This window comes from Aedoeadaptatus coli, from assembly GCF_900343085.1.
Lineage (GTDB): Bacteria > Bacillota > Clostridia > Tissierellales > Peptoniphilaceae > Aedoeadaptatus > Aedoeadaptatus coli.
Window position 1 is genome coordinate 1 of the sequence record NZ_OPYI01000035.1, and the last position, 1,254, is coordinate 1,254.

Here is a 1,254-nt window from a genome sequence, read left to right on the forward strand (position 1 = left end):
TGGATAGGTTACAATAATTAGGACAGTTTCCTTAAGGTGTGGTATCTTATGATCAACAAGGAGGATCACATGGATAAAGCACCTAGAAAAAGAAGAAACTTTACGGATGAATTTAAGCAGCACGTGGTGGACCTATACGAGGAGGGCATGAGTCGGCAAGAAATCATTCAGAAATATTCGTTAACCCCTTCAGCTTTTGACCGCTGGGTTAGTCAATTCCGCACCACCGGTACCTTCAAAGAGACTGTTTCGTTGAGTGAATCGGATCAGGAAATGATTGCTTTGCGTAAAGAGATCCAACGACTCAAGATGGAGAATGATATTTTAAAGCAGGCCGCGCTGATACTTGCGGAGAAAAACGATACGTCATCGATCGTTTAAAGCACAAATACCCGGTATCAGCGCTTTGCAGAGTGTTAGGCATCAGCCGTTCCGCTTACTATTACCGGCCGAAGCCTCTTTCCGATGAGACCATCGAGCTGGAGATCAAGGTTCGTTCCATTTTTCGCGCAAGTCACAATGTCTATGGCGCGCGCAGGATAAAAAGTAAGTTAGAAGCAGAAAACATCGTCGCCTCCAGGCGACGAATTCGCGCCATCATGAAGAAGCTTCACTTGGTATCCGTCTACACCAAAGCAAAATACAGACACCACCCGACCAGGAAAAATGAAGAGAAAGTACGCAACGTTCTCAACCGAGAATTCAGTCATCGCAAGCCACTGGAAGTCATCGTTTCCGATCTGACCTATGTGCGCATCAACCAGCGATGGGCCTACGTTTGTGCCATTACTGATCTTTTCAATCGGGAGGTCATCGGCTACTCCTGCGGCCTTCGTCGCGACGCCGCCCTGATTCAGGAAGCATTTAACGCCATCCCCTACCCCCTCGACGCCGTCCAATACTTTCACACCGATCGAGGCAAAGAATTCGATAACAACACCATTTGTGCCATCTTAAAAGCGAACGGCATCAAACGATCCCTAAGCCGACCCGGCAATCCATACGACAACGCCGTGGCAGAAAACATATTTAAAAGTTTCAAAACCGAGTTTTTAGAGAGAGAAACCTTTCAAAGCCTTAACGAGTTAAGGGAAAAACTCAGCGACTATGTGCAGTGGTGGAACAACGACCGCGTGCACACAAGCCTTGAAAACATGACCCCGCTCGCATACAGGGCAAAGAAAGCAGCGGAAGACAAAGGCAGTTTACAGTTGACACCTTAAGAAAAGTGTCCAAAAAAGTGTTGCCATTCCA

Annotated in this window: 1 protein-coding gene; it reads left to right on the forward strand. The window is 47.0% G+C overall.

Annotated elements, in window-relative coordinates:
- Positions 1–69 precede the first annotated feature (69 nt).
- Positions 70–1,223, forward strand: a protein-coding gene (locus DG046_RS09570) for an IS3 family transposase (RefSeq protein WP_108832262.1) whose coding sequence is annotated in 2 segments (ribosomal slippage) — positions 70–351 and positions 354–1,223 — 1,152 coding nt in all. Because the reading frame shifts where the segments join, the coding sequence is not laid out codon by codon here.
- The last annotated feature ends 31 nt before the right edge of the window (positions 1,224–1,254 follow it).